General features: G+C 67.3%; 18 protein-coding genes and 4 tRNA genes. 4 read left to right on the top strand and 18 right to left on the bottom strand.

Features of this window, described 5'->3' with window-relative positions; translation table 11 throughout:
- Nucleotides 1-165: 165 nt before the first annotated feature.
- From M8R19_RS24590 to leuC, 7 genes are all read right to left on the bottom strand, one after another.
- Nucleotides 166-1,158: an aspartate-semialdehyde dehydrogenase gene (locus tag M8R19_RS24590; RefSeq protein ID WP_249919186.1), complete on the bottom strand. Its 993-nt coding sequence runs from the start codon at nucleotides 1,156-1,158 to the stop codon at nucleotides 166-168.
- A gap of 104 nt (nucleotides 1,159-1,262) precedes the next feature.
- Complete coding sequence (locus tag M8R19_RS24585; protein ID WP_249919185.1) at nucleotides 1,263-2,423, bottom strand: type IV pilus assembly protein FimV; 1,161 nt, start codon at nucleotides 2,421-2,423, stop codon at nucleotides 1,263-1,265.
- Nucleotides 2,424-2,650: 227 nt separating this feature from the next.
- Nucleotides 2,651-3,763 carry an aspartate-semialdehyde dehydrogenase gene (asd, locus tag M8R19_RS24580; RefSeq protein ID WP_058072014.1) on the bottom strand — a complete coding sequence of 371 codons (1,113 nt, stop codon included), beginning with the start codon at nucleotides 3,761-3,763 and terminating at the stop codon, nucleotides 2,651-2,653.
- A gap of 83 nt (nucleotides 3,764-3,846) precedes the next feature.
- Nucleotides 3,847-4,929, bottom strand: coding sequence for a 3-isopropylmalate dehydrogenase (gene leuB, locus M8R19_RS24575; RefSeq protein ID WP_249919184.1), 1,083 nt, complete (start codon nucleotides 4,927-4,929; stop codon nucleotides 3,847-3,849).
- Nucleotides 4,930-5,001: 72 nt separating this feature from the next.
- A complete protein-coding gene (locus M8R19_RS24570; RefSeq protein ID WP_249919183.1) occupies nucleotides 5,002-5,766 on the bottom strand; it encodes a class I SAM-dependent methyltransferase in 765 nt (254 codons plus the stop codon).
- Nucleotides 5,767-5,800: 34 nt separating this feature from the next.
- A complete protein-coding gene (gene leuD / locus M8R19_RS24565) occupies nucleotides 5,801-6,445 on the bottom strand; it encodes a 3-isopropylmalate dehydratase small subunit (RefSeq protein ID WP_074984795.1) in 645 nt (214 codons plus the stop codon).
- A gap of 11 nt (nucleotides 6,446-6,456) precedes the next feature.
- A complete protein-coding gene (leuC, locus tag M8R19_RS24560) occupies nucleotides 6,457-7,884 on the bottom strand; it encodes a 3-isopropylmalate dehydratase large subunit (protein WP_249919182.1) in 1,428 nt (475 codons plus the stop codon).
- A 205-nt stretch (nucleotides 7,885-8,089) separates the two neighbouring features.
- On the opposite strand from leuC, the gene M8R19_RS24555 reads away from it, so the two are divergent.
- Entirely contained in the window at nucleotides 8,090-8,983 is an 894-nt protein-coding gene (locus M8R19_RS24555) for a LysR family transcriptional regulator (RefSeq protein WP_074984799.1), read from the top strand.
- Nucleotides 8,984-9,035: 52 nt separating this feature from the next.
- On the opposite strand, the gene M8R19_RS24550 is transcribed toward M8R19_RS24555, so the two are convergent.
- Nucleotides 9,036-9,482 carry an Hsp20 family protein gene (locus M8R19_RS24550; protein WP_009621040.1) on the bottom strand — a complete coding sequence of 149 codons (447 nt, stop codon included), beginning with the start codon at nucleotides 9,480-9,482 and terminating at the stop codon, nucleotides 9,036-9,038.
- Nucleotides 9,483-9,628: 146 nt separating this feature from the next.
- On the opposite strand from M8R19_RS24550, the gene M8R19_RS24545 reads away from it, so the two are divergent.
- A complete protein-coding gene (locus M8R19_RS24545; protein ID WP_069863769.1) occupies nucleotides 9,629-10,375 on the top strand; it encodes an SDR family oxidoreductase in 747 nt (248 codons plus the stop codon).
- A 420-nt stretch (nucleotides 10,376-10,795) separates the two neighbouring features.
- On the opposite strand, the gene M8R19_RS24540 is transcribed toward M8R19_RS24545, so the two are convergent.
- The 10 genes from M8R19_RS24540 to M8R19_RS24495 all read right to left on the bottom strand — a co-directional run bounded on the left by M8R19_RS24540 (nucleotide 10,796) and on the right by M8R19_RS24495 (nucleotide 17,138).
- Nucleotides 10,796-11,755 (bottom strand): tRNA dihydrouridine synthase, encoded by a 960-nt coding sequence (locus M8R19_RS24540; protein WP_249919181.1) that lies wholly within the window; start codon nucleotides 11,753-11,755, stop codon nucleotides 10,796-10,798.
- Between the two features lie 66 nt (nucleotides 11,756-11,821).
- Nucleotides 11,822-12,265 carry an acyl-CoA thioesterase gene (locus tag M8R19_RS24535; RefSeq protein ID WP_009621037.1) on the bottom strand — a complete coding sequence of 148 codons (444 nt, stop codon included), beginning with the start codon at nucleotides 12,263-12,265 and terminating at the stop codon, nucleotides 11,822-11,824.
- A 96-nt stretch (nucleotides 12,266-12,361) separates the two neighbouring features.
- Entirely contained in the window at nucleotides 12,362-13,207 is an 846-nt protein-coding gene (locus M8R19_RS24530; RefSeq protein WP_249919180.1) for an alpha/beta fold hydrolase, read from the bottom strand.
- 22 nt (nucleotides 13,208-13,229) lie between these two features.
- Nucleotides 13,230-13,769: a TetR/AcrR family transcriptional regulator gene (locus M8R19_RS24525; RefSeq protein WP_043267950.1), complete on the bottom strand. Its 540-nt coding sequence runs from the start codon at nucleotides 13,767-13,769 to the stop codon at nucleotides 13,230-13,232.
- A 194-nt stretch (nucleotides 13,770-13,963) separates the two neighbouring features.
- Nucleotides 13,964-14,039: transfer RNA gene (locus M8R19_RS24520), tRNA-Glu, on the bottom strand.
- Between the two features lie 42 nt (nucleotides 14,040-14,081).
- Nucleotides 14,082-14,157 (bottom strand) — tRNA-Ala (locus M8R19_RS24515).
- Between the two features lie 45 nt (nucleotides 14,158-14,202).
- Nucleotides 14,203-14,278: transfer RNA gene (locus tag M8R19_RS24510), tRNA-Glu, on the bottom strand.
- A 53-nt stretch (nucleotides 14,279-14,331) separates the two neighbouring features.
- Nucleotides 14,332-14,407 (bottom strand) — tRNA-Ala (locus tag M8R19_RS24505).
- A 276-nt stretch (nucleotides 14,408-14,683) separates the two neighbouring features.
- Complete coding sequence (gltX, locus tag M8R19_RS24500; protein WP_009621034.1) at nucleotides 14,684-16,168, bottom strand: glutamate--tRNA ligase; 1,485 nt, start codon at nucleotides 16,166-16,168, stop codon at nucleotides 14,684-14,686.
- A gap of 49 nt (nucleotides 16,169-16,217) precedes the next feature.
- Complete coding sequence (locus M8R19_RS24495; RefSeq protein WP_009621033.1) at nucleotides 16,218-17,138, bottom strand: LysR family transcriptional regulator; 921 nt, start codon at nucleotides 17,136-17,138, stop codon at nucleotides 16,218-16,220.
- 108 nt (nucleotides 17,139-17,246) lie between these two features.
- Between M8R19_RS24495 and M8R19_RS24490 the strand changes: the two genes are divergently transcribed.
- Nucleotides 17,247-18,281: an HlyD family secretion protein gene (locus M8R19_RS24490; protein WP_116425702.1), complete on the top strand. Its 1,035-nt coding sequence runs from the start codon at nucleotides 17,247-17,249 to the stop codon at nucleotides 18,279-18,281.
- Nucleotides 18,271-19,836 (top strand): MDR family MFS transporter, encoded by a 1,566-nt coding sequence (locus M8R19_RS24485; protein WP_502942966.1) that lies wholly within the window; start codon nucleotides 18,271-18,273, stop codon nucleotides 19,834-19,836. The genes M8R19_RS24490 and M8R19_RS24485 overlap by 11 nt, the downstream gene beginning before the upstream one ends.
- Nucleotides 19,837-19,839: the final 3 nt, after the last annotated feature.

Raw genomic sequence — 19,839 nt, 5'->3', positions numbered from 1 at the left:
CTAATCCCTTGTTTTAACAGCTTTCTTCTGGATTCGAGCGTTTCGGAACAACACCTGGCGCCCGCTATTCCCGGCGTCGAAAACGCCGGGATATCCCCCCGCCAGGGCCGTCCAAGCCAGTATTGCCAAGCTAGAATGCTTCTTCAAATATTCGATAAGTATCTTTTACAGATAGTGTTTTATCAATAATGCAGCCAGGTTCGCAGCATTCAGTCCCAGGCCTTTTCGCACATTATCAGACGCAATCCACAAATTGAGGTTGCAAGGGCCGGCGGCACCCTGACGCACCCGGCCGACGTGGATGGCATCCTGGCCCAGGGCATCGCCGATCACCGTCGGGTAATCGTCCTCGACCAGTTCGATGCCCTCGGCCGCCTCCAGAGCGGCTCGCACTTCCGACAAATCTATCGGCACGGCGCTGCGCAAGTTGAGGTTCAGGGCGTCGCCGAAGAACACCGGGGCCAGCAGGCAGTCCGCCTGCACCCTGCCCTGCAGCTGCGGCAGCAGTTCGTTCAGCTCGGCGTTCAGGCGCCGCTCGATGGCGCTGTAGCCCGAGGCGTCGGCCGCACCGACCAGGCCCAGCAGGTTGAAGGCGTACTGGCGATCGACGAGGCGCGGCTCCACCGGGCGCGCGTTGAGCAGCTCGGCGGTCTGCCGGGCCAGCTCCTGCACGCCTTCGCGGCCCAGTTGCGAGGCGGACAGGCAGGCGGTCAGCGACAGTTCCTGCAGTTCGACGCAATCGCCCAGGGCGGCGACCACTTCGGCCACCTCGGCAGCCGGGGCGCAGGGTACGCGCAGCAGCGCCGGGAAGCTGAGCTCGTCCAGGCGCGCCGGGTTCAGCGCCGTCAGTACCAGGGCGCCTTCCACGCTGCCGCTCAGGTCGATCACCGTGCAACCCTGGGCCAGGGCGCGCGCGGCGTGCTCGCCGGCGACCTCGGCCGAGGTGGCGAACAGCGCCAGCTTCACCTGGGTGAAGGAGAAACCGTCCAGCTCGCGCACCCGCAGATTGCGGCCGCGGAAGGGCACGCTCTTGCCGGCGGACTCGCCGCTGGCCAGCAGGTGCAGCTCGGCCACGGGGCAGTCCAGCTCTTCCAGCAACTCGACCAGCGCTTCGCCAACCAGACCGGTGGCCCCTACTACAGCAACGTCGACGGACATCGAAAATCCCATGGACTAGAAGGAAACAAGACGCAGCACTTTACTGCCCCCTTCCCCGCCCAGGCAATCGCGCCCGTGCCCGTCGATCGCCGTTCGCCTTCCCCCTATCGGGCGACTTCCTGCGCGGCGGCCGGCGCCGCCTGCGGTGTTGGACTGCCTACCACGGCGACCGGCGGCTCGGCCGGAGCGCCCGCGGCCTGTTGCCGCGACTGCGCCGCCAGGCGCGCCACCAGGGTGGCGATCTGCGCACCCTTGAGTTCGATCAGCTTGTTCAGCTTGTCCAGCTGGCTCTGCAGGTCGCCGATCCGGCTGGTCAGCTCCTCGCCCTGGCGGCGTGCGCTGTCCAGGTCTTCCTGCAATAGCGCCAGGCGCTCCGCGGCGGCCTTCGCCTGGGGTTGCTTCGAGGCCTGCCCGGACTGCAGGCGCAGTTGGTCACGCACCTCCGCCACGGCAGGCGCGGCACCGGGTGCCGCCTTGCGGGTGGCGTCCAGTGCGCGGGGGCGTTCGCGCCAGCGGGCTTCCTGGGCCTGGAAGTGGCTCACCGCCTCGGCATGCCCCTGGGCACGGACCTGGCTGGCGTCGGGCAAGCGCAGCACGGCGCCGACCCGCGGCAGGTTGGCGTTGCCGTCGATGAAGGCCTGCGGGTTCAGCGCCTGGATCGCCCGCATGGTCTGCATCACCGAGGCATCCCCGGCCGGCCGGTGGCGGGAGGCGATGGCCCACAGGGTGTCGCCGGCGGCGATGCGGTGGCTGCCCGAGGGCGCCGACGCGGCGACGCCCGGCGCCTTCACCGGCGCCGCGATGGCCGCCGACGGCGCGGCGGAAACGACCGGCGCGCTGGGCACCAGGGCGACGGCCTGGTAGTTCGGCGGATCGAGCAGCAGGGTGTATTCGCGCATGGCCCGCCCTTGCGGCCAGGCCACCTGCAGGACGAAGTTGACGTAGGGCTCGCGCACCGGGCCGCTGGATTGCACGCGGATCACCCCGCGGCCGTTGCGCCCGACCTCCGGGGTGAAGCGCAAGCCGGAAAGGAAGACGTAGTTGGGCTCCATGCCCAGCCGCTCGGCCTCCTGCTGCGGCACCAGGCTGACCTTGAGGTCCTCGCTGCCGAGATCGCCCATGCCGCGCAGCTCGATCCGCGCATCCAGCGTCTGGCCCAGCGCGGCCTGCGAAGCGATATCCCCCAGTTCCAGCGCGCTGGCGCGTGCCGGCAGGAAAGCGGCCGCGACGGCGGCGGCCAGAAATACGTGCGCGAAGCGGAACATCCCCATCCCCTGCTGTCGATGACTCCCCCCGGCGGCCCCAACCCACCGGCCGGCCCGAACGGGCCGGGCAGCGAGGATAATCACAGGGCGCCGGACACCAGCCCGCGCTCCGTCACAGAAAACGACGCCGGCGCCGGCGACTTCGCCGTTCTGTCGAGTGATCGACTTTTTCCGCCTGTACAAAGCAAGACGCCGGCACAGGGCCGGCGTCTTCGAGGAGGCTGCGATCAGCGCTCCAGCAGGATGCGCAGCATGCGCCGCAGCGGCTCGGCCGCGCCCCACAGCAGTTGGTCGCCGACGGTGAAGGCGCCGAGGTACTGCGAGCCCATGTTGAGCTTGCGCAGGCGGCCGACCGGGACGCTCAGGGTGCCGGTGACGGCGGCCGGGGTCAGCTCGCGCATGCTGGCTTCACGCTGGTTGGGGATCAGCTTGACCCAGGGATTGTGCTGGCTGATCAGGCCTTCGATGTCGGTCAGCGGCACGTCCTTGTTCAGCTTGATGGTCAGCGCCTGGCTGTGGCAGCGCATGGCGCCGATACGCACGCAGATGCCGTCCACCGGGATCGGATTCTTGAAGCGGCCGAGGATCTTGTTGGTCTCGGCCTGGCCCTTCCACTCTTCGCGGCTCTGGCCGTTCGGCAGCTCCTTGTCGATCCACGGGATCAGGCTGCCGGCCAGGGGCGCGCCGAAGTGCTCGGTGGGCAGGGCTTCGCTGCGGATGGCCTCGGCGACCTTGCGGTCGATGTCGAGGATGGCGCTGGCCGGGTTGGCCAGGTCGTCGGCCACGGCGGCGTTGATGGCGCCCATCTGCTTGATCAGCTCGCGCATGTTCTGCGCGCCGGCGCCGGAGGCGGCCTGGTAGGTCATGGCGCTCATCCACTCGACCAGGCCGGCTTCGAACAGGCCGCCCAGGGCCATCAGCATCAGGCTGACGGTGCAGTTGCCGCCGATGTAGTTCTTGGCGCCGGCGTCCAGCGACTGGTCGATCACGCGACGGTTCACCGGGTCGAGGACGATCACCGCGTCGTCCTGCATGCGCAGGCTGGAGGCGGCATCGATCCAATAGCCCTGCCAGCCGGCTTCACGCAGCTTGGGGAAGACTTCGTTGGTGTAGTCGCCGCCCTGGCAGGTCAGGATGACGTCGAGGCTCTTGAGTTCCTCGATGCTGTAGGCGTCCTTGAGGGTGGCGATGTCCTTGCCGATGGACGGACCTTCGCCACCGACGTTGGAGGTGGTGAAGAACACCGGCTCGATCAGGTCGAAGTCCCGCTCTTCCAGCATCCGCTGCATGAGCACCGAACCCACCATGCCACGCCAACCGATCAGACCTACACGCTTCATCGCTACTACACCTTCGAATAAGTAGTGGACCGCCGCCCCTGCCCGCTCTGTGCGGGTGCCCAGGGGCGGGCGAACCGGAGAGATTACAGATTCCGCAGCGCGGCGACTACCGCATCGCCCATTTCGCGGGTTCCGACCTTCTTGCAGCCTTCGGACCAGATGTCGCCGGTGCGCAGGCCCTGGTCGAGGACCTGGCTCACCGCCTTCTCGATGGCGTCCGCCGCGGCGCCCTGGTTGAAGCTGTAGCGCAGCATCATGGACACCGAGAGGATGGTCGCCAGCGGGTTGGCGATGCCTTTGCCTGCGATGTCCGGCGCCGAGCCGTGGCACGGCTCGTACATGCCCTTGTTGTTGGCGTCCAGGGACGCTGAAGGCAGCATGCCGATGGAACCGGTGAGCATGGAAGCCTCATCCGACAGGATGTCGCCGAACATGTTGTCGGTGACCATCACGTCGAACTGCTTGGGCGCGCGCACCAGCTGCATGGCGGCGTTGTCGACGTACATGTGGCTCAGCTCGACGTCCGGGTAGTCCTTGGCCACTTCTCCGACGATCTCGCGCCACAGCTGGCTGGAGGCCAGGACGTTGGCCTTGTCCACCGAGCACAGCTTCTTGCCGCGCACGCGGGCCATGTCGAAGCCGACGCGGGCGATGCGACGGATCTCGCTCTCGCTGTACGGCAGGGTGTCGTAGGACTGGCGCTCGCCGTTCTCCAGCTCGCGGGTGCCGCGCGGGGCGCCGAAGTAGATGCCGCCGGTCAGCTCGCGGACGATGAGGATGTCCAGGCCGGCGACGATTTCCGGCTTCAGGCTGGAGGCGTCGGCCAGTTGCGGGTAGAGGATGGCCGGGCGCAGGTTGGCGAACAGGCCCAGTTGCGAACGGATCTTCAGCAGGCCGCGCTCGGGGCGGATGTCGCGCTCGATCTTGTCCCATTTCGGCCCGCCCACGGCGCCCAGCAGCACGGCGTCGGCCTTGCGCGCGCGCTCCAGGGTCTCGTCGGCCAGCGGCACGCCGTGCTTGTCGATGGCGGCGCCGCCGATGACGTCCTCGGTCAGCTCGAAGCCCAGCTGGAACCTGTCGTTGGCCAGCTGCAGGACCTTGACCGCCTCGGCCATGATTTCCGGGCCGATACCGTCGCCGGGGAGAACCAGAATCTGTTTGCTCATCACTTTCTTCCTTCGGAATAGGTAAAAGGCTGCAGGCGCTTGTTGTCGCCTGCAGCTCGTCGCTTGCAGCCGTTACTTGTTCGCCCAGAGCACCAGCACGTCGGTGCTGAAGGAACCCTCGGCGTCGATCTCGAAATACTCGCGCACCTCAATGCCCACGGAAAGCTGCAGGGCGCGGATGGCCTGGCGCATCACCTCCGGCGTGCGCATGCGCTCGACCCAGGAGGTGAACTCCAGGCGCAGGCGCTGGCGGCTGCACGCGGTGAGCGCCAGGCCCGCCTCGCCGACCAGGCGCGCCCACTCGGACGGCGAATAGTCGCGCACGTGGCTGGTGTCGCGCAGCACTTCCACCGCTTGCAGGTGGGTGTCCAGCAGCGGCAGCCCGGGGGCCGCCACGTCGATGAAGCAGGCCACGCCGCCCGGCTTCAGCACCCGGCGCACTTCGCGCAGGGCCTGGCCGACGTCGCGCCAGTGGTGCGCCGAGTAGCGGCTGAAGACGAAGTCGAACTCGCCGTCCTCGAACGGCAGGCGCTCGGCCACGCCCTGGCGCGTGCGGATGTTGTCCAGGCCACGCTCGGCGGCGGCCGAGGCCACCACGACGAGCATCTGCTCGGAGAGGTCGTAGGCCACCACTTCGCCGGCCAGCGGCGCGACATGGAAGCTGACGTGCCCCGCTCCGCAACCCAGGTCCAGCACGCGGGCGCCGCTGCTCGCCGACAGTCGCTCGCGCAGCTGGGCGAACTCTTCGCCCTGGGCATGCACGGCGCTGTTCAGGTAAGCGTTGGCCTGGGCGCCGAACTGGCGCTCGACCACGGCTTCGTGGCGACTCTGGGTCATGACTTTCTCCTCGCGGGGTGATGATGCGACGCCGTCAGGCGTCGCGGAACAACCAGGGCTGGCGCTGCCTGTAGCCGGCCTCGAAGTCGCGGATGGCGTCCGCGTCCTGCAGCGTCAGGCCGATGTCGTCCAGGCCGTTGAGCAGGCAGTGCTTGCGGAAGGCGTCCACTTCGAAGTGGTACTGCTTGCCGTCCGGGCGGGTCACGGTCTGCGCGGCGAGGTCGACGGTCAGTTGGTAGCCCTCGGTGGCCTCGCACTGCTGGAAGAGTTCGTCGACTTCCTCGTCCTTCAGGATGATCGGCAGCAGGCCGTTCTTGAAGCTGTTGTTGAAGAAGATGTCGGCGAAGCTCGGCGCGATGACCGTACGGAAGCCGTACTCGTCCAGGGCCCAGGGCGCGTGCTCGCGGGAGGAGCCGCAGCCGAAGTTCTCGCGGGCCAGGAGCACGCTGGCGCCCTGGTAGCGCGGGAAGTTCAGCACGAAGTCCTGGTTGATCGGGCGCTTGGAGTTGTCCTGGTTCGGCTGGCCGACGTCCAGGTAGCGCCACTCGTCGAACAGGTTGGGGCCGAAGCCGGTGCGCTTGATCGACTTGAGGAATTGCTTGGGAATGATCTGGTCGGTGTCGACGTTGGCGCGATCGAGCGGCGCGACGAGACCGGTGTGCTGGGTAAAGGCTTTCATGTTCGGTCTCCTCAGGCCTGCATCAATTCACGGACGTCGATGAAGCGGCCGGTCACCGCGGCGGCGGCGGCCATGGCCGGGCTCACCAGGTGGGTGCGGCCACCGGCGCCCTGGCGGCCCTCGAAGTTGCGGTTGGAGGTGGACGCGCAGTGCTCGCCGCTCTCCAGGCGGTCCGGGTTCATCGCCAGGCACATGGAGCAGCCCGGTTCACGCCACTCGAAGCCGGCCTCGATGAAAATCTTGTCCAGCCCTTCCTGCTCGGCCTGCGCCTTGACCAGGCCCGAGCCCGGCACCACCAGCGCCTGCTTGACGCTGGAGGCGACCTTGCGGCCCTTGGCCACGGCGGCGGCGGCGCGCAGGTCTTCGATCCGCGAGTTGGTGCAGGAGCCGATGAACACGCGGTCCAGCTGGATGTCGGTGATCGCCTGGTTGGCGTTCAGGCCCATGTACTTGAGGGCGCGGACGATGGAGTCGCGCTTGACCGGGTCGGCCTCGACGGCCGGGTCCGGCACGTTCTGATCAACGGCCAGGACCATTTCCGGCGAGGTGCCCCAACTGACCTGCGGCTTGATGTCCTCGGCGCGCAGCTCGACGATGGTGTCGAAGTGGGCGTCTTCATCGGACACGAGGTCCGACCAGGCTTCCACGGCCTTGTCCCAGTCGCTGCCCTGGGGCGCGAACGGGCGGCCCTTGACGTACTCGATGGTCTTCTCGTCCACCGCCACCATGCCCACGCGGGCGCCGGCCTCGATGGACATGTTGCAGATGGTCATGCGGCCTTCCATGGACAGGTCGCGGATGGCGCTGCCGGCGAACTCCAGGGCATGGCCATTGCCGCCGGCGGTGCCGATCTTGCCGATCACCGCGAGGACGATGTCCTTGGCGGTCACGCCGAAGGGCAGCTTGCCCTCCACGCGCACCTGCATGTTCTTCATCTTCTTGGCTACCAGGCACTGGGTGGCGAGCACGTGCTCGACCTCGGAGGTGCCGATGCCGTGGGCCAGCGCGCCGAAGGCGCCGTGGGTGGAGGTGTGCGAGTCGCCGCAGACCACGGTCATGCCCGGCAGGGTCGCGCCCTGCTCCGGGCCGACCACGTGGACGATGCCCTGGCGCACGTCGTTCATCTTGAATTCGAGGATGCCGAAGTCGTCGCAGTTCTCGTCCAGGGTCTTGACCTGGATGCGCGAGACTTCGTCGGCGATGGCTTCGAGGCCGCCCTTGCGCTCGGCCTGGGTGGTCGGCACGTTGTGGTCCGGGGTGGCGATGTTGGCGTCGATGCGCCACGGCTTGCGGCCGGCCAGGCGCAGGCCTTCGAAGGCTTGCGGCGAGGTCACTTCGTGGAGGATGTGGCGGTCGATGTAGATCAGTGACGAGCCATCATCGCGGCGCTTCACCTCATGCAATTCCCAGAGTTTGTCGTAGAGCGTCTTGCCGGCCATCAGAGATTCCTCATCAGCGTCTTTCTATGCCCCTTGGGCTTGTGGGGATGATGCTATGGTCTGTCGACGAATAACTCAAATTCATATTTTTTATTCAAAGGATTCCCAAGAGGAATGCTACAGGCTATAAGCTGCAGGCTGCAGGCAAGAGCGCCCCGACCGCCCTTCGCCTGCCGCCTGTAGCCTGCCGCCTGGAGCCCCCTCGATGGACCTGACCAGCCTCAACACCTTCCTCGCCATCGCCGAGTCCGGCAGCTTTTCCGAGGCCGGCGAGCGCCTGCACCTGACCCAGCCGGCGGTAAGCAAGCGCATCGCCGCCCTGGAAAGCCAGCTCGGCGTGCGCCTGTTCGACCGCGTCGGCCGCGAAGTGAGCCTGACCGAGGCCGGCCGCGCCCTGCTGCCGCGGGCCTACCAGATCCTCAATGTGCTGGACGACACACGCCGCGCGCTGACCAACCTCAGCGGCGAGGTCAGCGGCCGCCTGGTCCTCGCCACCAGCCACCACATCGGCCTGCACCGCCTGCCGACGCTGCTGCGCGCCTTCACCCGGGCGCACCCGCAGGTGGCGCTGGACATCCAGTTCTGTGACTCGGAAGTGGCCTACGAGGAAATCCTCCACGGCCGCGCCGAGCTGGCGGTCATCACCCTGGCCCCGGAAACCGCCGAGCCGGTGCGCGCGGTGCCGGTGTGGGACGACCCGCTGGACTTCGTCGCCGCCCCCGAGCACCCGCTGGCCATGCAGGGCCCGGTGTTCCTCGCCGACGTGGCGCGGCACCCGGCGGTGTTCCCCGGCGGCAACACCTTCACCCACCACATCGTGCGGCGCATGTTCGAGGCCGAGGGGCTGACGCCGAACATCGGCATGAGCACCAACTATATGGAGACCATCAAGATGATGGTCTCCATCGGCCTGGCCTGGAGCGTGCTGCCGCGCACCATGCTCGACGAGACGGTGGTGCGCCTGCCGCTGCAGGACATCCAGCTCAGCCGCCAGCTGGGCTACATCCTGCACACCGAGCGCACCCTGTCCAATGCCGCGCGGGCCTTCATGGCCCTGCTCGACGCCCAGGCGGTGGCGCCCATGGCCTGCGTGGTCTGAAGCGACGGAAAAGAAAAAGGCGCCTTTCGGCGCCTTTTTCATGGCTGGGTCATCAACCCTCCAGCGCCGGGCGCTGGCCGTTGATGGCGATCCGCTTGGGCTTGGCCTCTTCCGGAACGATGCGCACCAGTTCGATGCTCAGCAGGCCGTTCTTCAGCGATGCGCCGCGGACCTCGATGTGGTCGGCGAGGCGGAAGGACAGCTTGAAGGCGCGCTGGGCGATGCCCTGGTGCAGGTAGGTGACGTCGCTGGCAGCCTTCTCGCGCTTGCCGCCGCTGACGGTCAGCACATCGCGCTCCACTTGCAGCTCCAGGTCTTCCTCCTGCAGGCCGGCGGCGGCGACGACGATGCGGTACTGGTCGTCACCGTGCTTCTCGACGTTGTAGGGCGGGTAGGAACTGCCGTTCTCGCTGCGCAACGCCGATTCGAAGAGGTCGTTGAAACGATCGAAGCCGATCGACTGGCGGAACAGCGGGGCAAGAGAAAGTACGTTGCTCATGGCGAATCTCCTGAATAATTCAGCAAGGTCATTGGTGGAGCCTGTCAGCAGGACTCCGGAAGCGGGACCCGGTTTCGGCCTCCCGCACGGATACAGATAGGGTCGCCTCGCAGCCTTTCAAGCCCACTCGTCGAAGGAACAGCCACATGCGCAAAGTCATGCTGATCACCGGCGCCAGCCGCGGCATAGGGGCCGCCACCGCGCTGCTCGCCGCCGAACGCGGCTATGCCGTCGCCATCAACTACCACCGCCAGCGCGAAGCGGCCGACGGGCTGGTACGGCGCATCCGCGACGCCGGTGGCCAGGCCGAGGCCTTCGCCGCGGACGTCGCCTGCGAAGAGGAAGTGGTGAAGCTGTTCCGGGAACTGGACCAGGCCTTCGGCCGCCTCGACGTGCTGGTGAACAATGCCGGCATGCTGGAGCGCCAGATGCGCCTGGAAGACATGGACGCGGCGCGCCTGCAGCGGGTGTTCGCGGTCAACGTCACCGGCAGCTTCCTCTGCGCCCGCGAGGCGGTGCGGCGCATGGCGAAATCCCATGGCGGCGCGGGCGGCAGCATCGTCAATGTGTCGTCCATGGCCTCGCGCCTGGGCTCGCCCAACGAGTACATCGACTACGCCGCGGCCAAAGGCGCCATCGACAGCATGACCATCGGCCTGGCCAAGGAAGTGGCGGCCGAAGGCATCCGCGTCAACGCCGTGCGGCCGGGGCTGATCGACACGGAAATCCACGCCAGCGGCGGCGAGCCGGGGCGCGTGGAGCGGCTGAAGAGCGCCATTCCGCTGGGCCGTGGCGGGGAACCGGAGGAAGTGGCGCGGGCGATCCTGTTCCTGGCCGGGGACGAGTCGAGCTACAGCACCGGGACATTCATCGATGTCAGTGGCGGGCGGTAGGGCGGGGAAACACCATGCCTCACGGCGAACTGTAGGAGCGGGCCCTGCCCGCGATTCGCGCGCAGGGCGCGCTCCTACAGGGGAATGACATGACATCGGCGCTCGGGCTTTCCCCTCACCCCAGCCCTCTCCCTCCGGGAGAGGGCTGGGGTGAGGGGGCCGCAGGCCTGCTCGCTCGATTCCGTGCCCCTACGCGCTCCGTGAGGCACTGCATTTCCCCGCACCTACATGGGAATGACGTGGACGGGACAGCGTAGGAGCGGATCTCATCCGCGAATCGCGCCGGGACGTCCGGCTATCGCGGACAAGGTTGTTCGGGCACGGCTTCTCGTAGGAGCGAGCTTGCTCGCGAACAGACTCCGCTGCGGGGCTCATTCGCGAGCAAGCTCGCTCCTACGAAGAGCACCGGCGCAATCCATCCTACGCGGCGTCTTCCACCTCGACCTGCAACAGCCGGTCGATCAGCTCGCAGTCGCTCTCGCGGCGGATCTGCGCGAACAGCTCCAGCGCCTCGGGATAGCTGCGGGTGAGCATGCCCAGCCACTGCTTCAGGCGGCCTGGCGCATAACGTGGCGCCAGCTTGCGCCGGGCCTGGCGCCAGAAGTCGTCGAGCAGCACGTGCACTTCGTGCCAGGGCATCGGCCGCACTTCCCTGCCCTCGCGCCAGGCGGCTATCTGTCGGGCCAGATCGGGGCGCGAGACCAGGCCGCGGCCCAGCATGATGTCGTCGACGCCGCTGATGGCGCGGCAGCGCAGGTAGTCGTCGAGGGTCCAGACCTCGCCATTGGCGAACACCGGCACCCTCACCGCATCCGCCACCTTCGCCACCCACTCCCAATGAGCCGGCGGCTTGTAGCCGTCGCTCTTGGTCCGCGCGTGGACCACCACGTGAGCGGAACCGCCGTCGGCCAGGGCGCGGGCGCAATCCAGCACGCCGTCCGGGGACTCGTAGCCCAGGCGCATCTTCGAGGTCACCGGGATGTGCGCCGGCACCGCGCGGCGCACGGCCTCGACGATGGCGAACATCAGCTCCGGCTCCTTGAGCAGGACCGCGCCACCGCGGGACTTGTTCACCGTCTTCGCCGGGCAGCCGAAGTTCAGGTCGATCGCCGGGGCGCCCAGTTCGCAGGCGTAGGCGGCGTTTTCCGCCAGGCACTGCGGGTCGGAACCGAGGAACTGCACGCGCATCGGCGTGCCGGCGCGGGTGCGACTGCCGTGCAGCAGCTCCGGCGCCAGCTTCTCGTAGGTGGCCAGCGGATGCAGGCGGTCGGTGACGCGGATGAACTCGGTGACGCACCAGTCGATGCCACCGACGCGGGTCAGTACGTCGCGGAGGATTTCGTCGACCAGCCCCTCCATCGGGGCCAGGGCAATTTGCACGGCGGGGAACCTTTACTGTCGAAGGCGGCGAATTCTAGGGGGACTCGCCGCCCGCGCAAAGTGCCGTCAGGCCGGCGCGGCGCCGAGCAGCGCGCGGCCGTAGCCTTCGATGAACTCCACCGGCATGCGCCTGGGCCGGCCGCTGGACAGTTCGATGCAGACGAAGGTGGTGCGGGCGCGCAGCAGGGTCACGCCGTCGGCCGGGCGCACCAGCTGGAAGCGACGGTCCATGCGCAGCTTCTGATCGGACTCGACGATCCAGGTGGCCATCTGCAGTTCCTCGCCCTCGTAGGCGGCAGCGAGGTAGTCGATTTCGTGGCGCACCACCGCCATCGCGCGGTCGAGCCGGCGGTATTCGGCCAGGTCCAGGCCCAGGCGCTGCGAATGGCGCCAGGCGCAACGCTCCAGCCAGCTGACGTAGACGGCGTTGTTGGCGTGGCCGAGGCCGTCGATGTCCTCGGCGTTCACGCTGATGTCGATGACGAAGGGGTCGGGCAGGTCCCAGGCCATGCGCTTGCTCCAGTCCGGGGCCGGGTCCGGGACCCGGCCGCATGATCGAAGCCGGCAGTTTACAGGGCTCGGCGGCGTCCCGCCCCTCCCCTGTCGTCAGGAGGCCAACGCCATGGGCAGCAGATACTGCTCTTCCTGGCCCTCCAGCAGCACCAGCACGGCGTCGCTCAGGCGCGGGTCGGCCAGCACGCGCTGGTGGCCGCCGCCTTCCAGGCGCAACAGGCGGCTGCGCGGCCAGGCCGCATGGATGTCCTGCGCATCCGCCACGGGCACTTGCAGGTCGTCCTCGGCGTGCACCACCAGCCCGGGCATATTCAGCGTGTAGCGGCTGACATCCAGTTGCGCCGCAGGCATGCCGGTGTAGGCCTCGACCTGACGGATGAAGCGGTGCCTCGCCTCGGCCGGCAGTCCCATGAAGCCGGCGAAGCGACGCAGCACGGAGATGACCCGGCTCGGCGCGGCAATGCTGACCAGCGCCTCGGTGCGCAGCCCCATCTGCGTCGCCAGCAGGGCGCTGGCGCCGCCCATGGAATGGCCGATCACCGCGCGCAGCGGCGGCAACTCGCTGACCGCTTCCAGCAAGGCACGGGCGAACAGCAGCGGATGGGCCTCACGCCCCGGCGAACGGCCATGGGCCGGGCCATCCAGCGCCACCACGGCGTAGCCGGCGCCGACCAGTTCACGGATCAGGTGGGCGAACTGCGTCGGCCGTCCTTCCCAACCGTGCATCAGCAGCACCGCCGGCCCCTCGCCCCAGCGCAGCGCGGAGAGGCCGAAGCGCAGGGTGATGCGCTCGGAACTGGCCAGCAGCGGCAACTCCCAGTCGCGCGGCTGCAGAGCCCGCGGCGTCATGAAGACTTCACGCGTGCGTCGCGCCGCCCATTCCGGCGCCACACGCCCCAGGGTGGCGTTGACGCCACGGATCCAGGTCAAGCTGCTCATTGCCAGGCCCTCCTTCGAGGTCTCAATCCACCGCTTTCTTGGCGGCACGCAGGACACGGTCGGACAGGTCGCTCGGGCCCAGGGCCCGCGCCAATGCCAGTCCGCCCACCATCAGGGCGATGTCGGCGAGCACGGTGTCGGCGTCCTCGGGACGCTCGGCCAGCTCGGCGACCATGAGTTCGAGGTGTTCGGCCAGGGCTTCGTGGAAGCTCTCCGGCAGTTGCGCCATGTCGCCCAGGGAACTGGGAATGGGGCAGCCCGGCTCCTCGCTGTCGCGGTGCTTGCGCGACAGGTAGAAGGCCGCGACCAGTTGCCGGCGCTCGCTGAACGGCATGTCCGGGTCGAAGTGCTTGAGCTTGGCCCGGCGCGAGGACAGCAGGTGGCGGAAGGCTTCCAGCATCAGCGCATCCTTGCTCTGGAAATGCGCATAGAAGCCGCCGACGGTCAGTCCGGCGGCGCCCATCACCTCGGCCACGCTGGGCTCCAGCGGGCCGCGGCGGACCAGGGCGTCGGCGGCCGCGCAAAGAATGCGTTCGCGGGTCTGGGCCTTCTTCTCGCCCAGGCCTTTTTCGTTGCTGCCAATCTTCGGACTCATGGCGCACTCCAAAATATTATGAGTGAAATATTATGCCCATAATAAAAATCGGCAAGCGGCGAAGACGACCGTCGGTCGGGAAAGAAGATTTTCGAAAGGGGAAAAAACAAAAGGCCACTCGAAAATTGAGTGGCCCTATAGGCCCCGCAGAGCGGGAAAATTGGCGTCCCCTAGGGGACTCGAACCCCTGTTACCGCCGTGAAAGGGCGGTGTCCTAGGCCACTAGACGAAGGGGACGTATCCTTCGAGGAAATCCGCGCCTGGCGGACTCTGGCGAATTGGTGGAGCTAGACGGGATCGAACCGTCGACCTCTTGCATGCCATGCAAGCGCTCTCCCAGCTGAGCTATAGCCCCAGATGACTCTGGCGGACGACGCGAGCGCATCGTCGCTGGAATAAGTGGCGTCCCCTAGGGGACTCGAACCCCTGTTACCGCCGTGAAAGGGCGGTGTCCTAGGCCACTAGACGAAGGGGACGCAAACCTTCGATTTTCGGCTCCGCCCCGAAGTGGCGAAACCTACTGGTAATTTGGTGGAGCTAGACGGGATCGAACCGTCGACCTCTTGCATGCCATGCAAGCGCTCTCCCAGCTGAGCTATAGCCCCAAAGTACCGCTACATCTACCGTTCCGCTTCGCTCTGTCGTTCAGTTCGTCGCTGGAACGGGGCGCATCTTAGGGGCGGGAGGTAACCCTGTCAACAAGAATTTTCGACTTTTTTAAATTTTTTCTCCCAAAGAACAATCACTTAGCAAAGGAGCCCGGTTCCCCTCCCCTGCGCCGCGCCTTCGGCCCCTTACAACCGCGGCCCGGCCCCAGGGATTATGGACACGAAAAAGGCCGGGCGCCCGGAGGCGGCCGGCCTTTTGTCAGGCGGAATCCGTCAGCCGGCGATGGCGTCGCGGATCTTCTCCCACTCCTTGGCTTCCTTCTTCGACGCCCCGCCCAGCAGTTCCAGGGCCTGGCGCAGGCGATAGCGCGACAGGTCGGCGCCGAGGATTTCCATGGCGTCGAGCACCGACACCGAGCTGGCGTGGCCGGTGATGGCCGGGAACATCAGCGGCATGACGTCGCGCAGCTTCAGGCCCAGGTGTTCGGCGACGGCCTGGATAGTCGCGGTGATGCGCTCCTTCTCCCACTGGCGCAGCGCTTCGAGCTTCCACAGCACCAGTTGCAGGACCTGGCGCACCTGGGTGGCGTCGAGCTTCTTGTGCTCGAACAGCTTGGCGTCCAGCGGCACGCCGCCGCTGAAGAAGAAGCCGGCCAGCGGGGCGATCTGGCTGAAGTTCTCCACCCGGCCCTGGACGTGGGGGGCGATCTTCATCAGGTACTCGGGGTTGAGCGCCCATTTCTGCACTTCGCGGGCGAACTCCTCGACCGACTGCTCGCGGATCCACTGGCCGTTCAGCCAGGACAGCTTCTCCATGTCGAAGATCGGCCCGCCGAGGGACACGCGGGACAGGTCGAAGTTGTCGATCATCTCCTGCAGGCTGAACTTCTCGCGCTCGTCGGGCATCGACCAGCCCATACGGCCCAGGTAGTTCAGCAGCGCCTGGGGCAGGAAGCCCATGCGCTCGTAGAAGGTGATGGAGGTGGGGTTCTTGCGCTTGGACAGCTTGCTCTTGTCCGGGTTGCGCAGCAGCGGCATGTAGCAGAGCACCGGCTGTTCCCAGCCGAAGTACTCGTACAGCTTGATCAGCTTGGGCGCCGAGGGCAGCCACTCTTCGCCGCGCAGCACGTGGGTGATGCCCATCAGGTGGTCGTCGACCACGTTGGCCAGGAAGTAGGTGGGCAGGCCGTCGGCCTTCATCAGCACCTGCATGTCCATGCGGTCCCACGGGATCTCGACGTCGCCGCGAAGCATGTCCGGGACCACGCAGACGCCCTCGGTCGGCACCTTCATGCGCACCACGTGGGATTCGCCGGCGGCGATGCGGCGCTGCGACTCCTCTTTGGGCAGGTGCATGCAGTGGCCGTCGTAGCGCGGGGTTTCCTTGCGCGCCTGCTGCTCGGCGCGGATGGCGTCCAGGCGCTCGGCGGAGCAGAAGCAGGGGAAGGCGTGGCCTTTCTCCACCAGCTCGTCGCTGTACCGCTTGTAGATGGCGCCGCGCTCGCTCTGCCGGTACGGGCCGTGCGGGCCGCCGACGTCCGGGCCTTCGTCCCACTCGATGCCCAGCCAGCGCAGGGCGTCGAAGATCTGCTGTTCCGACTCGCGGGTGGAACGCACCTGGTCGGTGTCCTCGATGCGCAGGATGAACTTGCCGCCATGCTGGCGGGCGAAGCACAGGTTGAACAGCGCGATGTAGGCGGTGCCGACGTGCGGGTCGCCGGTGGGGGACGGCGCGATGCGGGTGCGGACAGTGGTCATGAAAGCTCTCGTGAAAACCGGAATGAAAGATGCGGACCGCGGCCCGCATTCATGGGTGCGATGTTATCAGGCGCGCCGCCCCCGGCTCCAGCCGATGGGCTTCGTCGATGGGCAGGCGGTGGATCAGGTAGTCGAGGAAGGTCTTCACCTTCATCGCCTGGAAGCGCCGCGAGGGATAGACCGCATAGAGTTCGCCGATGGGCAGCTGCACCTCCGGCAACAGGCGCTCCAGGCGGCCGCTTTCCAGTGCCACATCGACGATCAGCTCCGGCAGCGAGGCGATGCCCGCCCCGGCCAGCACCGCCTCGCGGGCGAAGGAGATGTTGTTGCAGGACAGCACGCGCTGGCAGGGCACGCTCTCGTTCAGCAGCGGCCAGTAGCGTTGCGAGTCCTGCGCCAGCAGCACCGCGCGATGCCGCGCCAGGTCCTCGACGTGCAGCGGCCGCCCGTGCTGCTGCAGGTAGCCGGGGCTGGCGCACAGGCAGCGGCTGGTCACCAGCAGGCGGCGGGCGATCAGCGTCGAGTCCTCCGGCTGGCCGACGGTGATGGCGATGTCCACGCCCTCCTCCAGCGGATCGACGGTGCGCGAGCTGAGCTCCACTTCCGCGGTAATCTGCGGGTAGAGGCGCATGAAGTCGCCGAGCACCTCGGCCAGGTACAGCTGGCCGAACTCGATGGGCGCGGTGATCCGCAGCAGGCCCGAAGGCTCCTGCTGCAACTGCATCACCGCCTGCTCGGCCTCGGCGAAGTCGAGCATGATCTGCCGGCAGCGGTCGTAGTAGGCCTGCCCCACCTCGGTCAGGCGCAGCTTGCGCGTGGTGCGGTTGAGCAGGCGCACGCCCAGGCGCTCTTCCAGCAGCGCTATGCGCCGGCTGACCGTGGACTTCTGCATGCCCAGGCTGTGGGCGGCCTGGGTGAAACTGTGGAACTCCACGACACGGGTGAAGATCAGCGCATCATCCAGCCCCATTATTGTTCCTTATAAACAACAAAGTTTCCGAATTGTAGCGACTGCGCCCCGGCCGGGAACACTGTTACATTGGCGGGAAAAATTCTGCCAAACAAACGCTCGTTTATCATGCCCGCACAATTAAAACGCCGCCTGAGCATCTTCTTCGTCATTTTCTGCCTGGTCGCCCTGGCCTTCCTGGCGCGCTGGTACTTCATCGGCCGCTTCCAGGAAACCACCGACAACGCCTACGTCCAGGGCGAGATCACCCGCATCGCCAGCCAGCTGGGCGCGCGCATCGACCAGGTGCTGGTCACCGACAACCAGCACGTGGAAAAGGGCCAGTTGCTGGTCAAGCTGGAAGATGCCGACTTCCGCCTGGCCCTGGACCGCGCCCGGGCCGCCCTCGCCACCCATGAGGCGGAGCTGGCCCAGGCACGCAGCAAACTCAAGGGCCAGGGCAGCATGATCGCCGCCAGCGAGGCCGACCTGAACGCCACCCAGGCCACCTTCGGCCGCACCCAGATCGACCTCAACCGCGCCCAGACCCTGCGCAAGCCCGGCTACGTTTCCGAGGAACGCGTCACCACCCTGACCGCCGATTCCCACGTGGCCCGCTCGCAGGTGGCCAAGGCCCAGGCCGACCTGCAGGCCCAGCGCATCCAGATCGACGCCCTGAACGCCGACATCAAGCGCCTGCAGGCGCAGATCGACGCCTCCCGGGCGGAGATCGCCCAGGCCGAGATCAACCTGGCGCGCACCGAACTGCGCGCGCCCGTCGCCGGCCTGGTCGGCCAGCGCAGCGCGCGGGTGGGCCAGTACGTGCAGGTCGGCAGCCAGCTGCTGGCGCTGGTGCCCGACGAAGGCATCTGGGTGCAGGCCAACTTCAAGGAAACCCAGGTCGGCCACATGCGCCCCGGGCAGAAGGCCCGGCTGATCCTCGACAGCTTCCCCGACACCCCCATCGAAGGCTGCGTGGACAGCCTCTTCGCCGCCTCCGGCGCCCAGTTCAGCCTGCTGCCGCCGGACAATGCCACCGGCAACTTCACCAAGGTGGTGCAACGCATCCCGGTGAAGATCACCTTCGCCGCCGACAACCCGCTCAAGGGCCTGATCCGCCCGGGCATGTCTGTCGAGGCCGAGGTGCAGCTCGGTGAGCGCTGACGCCCTCGTCCGCCCGGCCGGGGAGCCCACCCGGCGCGACTGGGTCGCCGTGCTCTCGGCGATGCTCGGCGCCTTCATGGCGGTGCTGGACATCCAGATCACCAACTCCTCGCTGAAAGACATCCAGGGCGCGCTGGCCGCCACCCTGGAGGAAGGCTCGTGGATCTCCACCTCCTACCTGGTGGCCGAGATCATCATGATCCCGCTCACCGCCTGGCTGGTGCAGTTGCTGTCGGCGCGGCGCCTGGCGGTGATGGTGTCGATCGGTTTCCTGTTCTCCTCGCTGCTGTGCTCCTTCGCCTGGAACCTGGAGAGCATGATCGTGTTCCGCGCCATGCAGGGTTTCACCGGCGGCGCGCTCATCCCCCTGGCCTTCACCCTGAGCCTGCTCAAGTTGCCGGAGCACCACCGGCCCAAGGGCATGGCGCTGTTCGCCATCACCGCCACCTTCGCGCCGTCCATCGGCCCCACCCTGGGCGGCTGGCTGACCGAGAACTTCGGCTGGGAGTACATCTTCTACATCAACATCCCGCCGGGGCTGCTGATGATCGCCGGGCTGCTCTACGGCCTGGAGAAGAAGGCGCCGCACTGGGAACTGCTCAAGAGCACCGACTACGCCGGCATCGTCACCATGGCCATCGGCCTGGGCTGCCTGCAGGTGTTCCTCGAGGAAGGCCACCGCAAGGACTGGCTGGAGTCGAACCTGATCGTCGCCCTGGGCAGCATCGCCCTGGTCAGCCTGATCCTCTTCGTCATCCTGCAGACCTCGCGGCCCAACCCGCTGATCAACCTGGGCATCCTGCGCAACCGCAACTTCGGCCTGGCGAGCATCTCCAGCATCGGCCTGGGCATGGGGCTGTACGGCTCGATCTACGTGCTGCCGCTGTACCTGGCGCAGATCCAGGGCTACAACGCCATGCAGATCGGCGAGGTGATCATGTGGATGGGCGTGCCGCAGCTGTTCCTCATCCCGCTGATCCCCAAGCTGATGAAGATCATCGAGCCACGCCTGCTGTGCGCCCTGGGCTTCGGCCTGTTCGGCCTGGCCAGCTTCAGTTCCGGGGTGCTCAACCCGGACTTCGCCGGTCCGCAGTTCAACCAGATCCAGCTGCTGCGCGCCCTCGGCCAGCCGATGGTGATGGTGACCATCTCGCTGATCGCCACCGCCTACCTGCAGCCGCAGGATGCCGGCTCCGCCTCCAGCCTGTTCAACATCCTGCGCAACCTCGGCGGCGCCATCGGCATCGCCCTGCTGGCGACGCTGCTGGATAGCCGCGCCAAGGTCTATTACGACTACCTGCGCGAAGCGGTGGTGCCGATGAATGGCGCGGTGGAAGAGCGCCTGGCGCAACTGGCCGCGCAACTGGGCAGCCAGCAGGCGGCGCTGGGCGAAGTGAGCGTGATCGTCCACCAGCAGGCGGCGATCATGGCCTACAACGACGCCTTCCACGCCATCGGCATCGTTCTCGCCGTGAGCATGCTCGCCGCGCTGCTGACACGCCCCCTGCCCGCGGGCCTCGGCGCCCAGGCTGGCGCCGGCGCCGGCGCGCACTGAGCC

The sequence above is a fragment of the Pseudomonas sp. R3.Fl genome (assembly GCF_023516765.1).
GTDB lineage: Bacteria > Pseudomonadota > Gammaproteobacteria > Pseudomonadales > Pseudomonadaceae > Pseudomonas > Pseudomonas citronellolis.
This window is presented reverse-complemented; position numbering and strand designations above follow the sequence as displayed.